General features: G+C 43.3%; 1 pseudogene. It reads left to right on the top strand.

Going from position 1 to position 245, the window contains the following annotated elements:
* Positions 1-96: 96 nt before the first annotated feature.
* Positions 97-245 (top strand): annotated as a pseudogene (locus ACTHSN_RS10875) (site-2 protease family protein); the annotation flags it as partial.

Raw genomic sequence — 245 nt, 5'->3', positions numbered from 1 at the left:
AAATTTGAAAACATGTTTTTCATTATCAAACACCCCGTATGAAAACACAAATATCCTTAAATATCCTTTCAGACGGCGTGTTTGATAAGCAAAAACATGTTTGAAAATTTTGATTTAGGCGTATTTCTGCTGGCAGTATTGCCTGTGTTGTTGGACATTACCGTGCGCGAAGTGGCACGCGGTTATACGGCGGGTTATTGGGGCGACCATACCGGCGAGCAGCTTGGGCGTTTGACGCTTAATCC

This window comes from Neisseria sp. P0009.S010 (assembly GCF_051958545.1).
GTDB classification, from domain to species: Bacteria; Pseudomonadota; Gammaproteobacteria; order Burkholderiales; family Neisseriaceae; genus Neisseria; species Neisseria subflava_A.
Note: the sequence above shows the minus strand (reverse complement) of the source record. Positions and strands in the feature narration are given on the sequence as shown.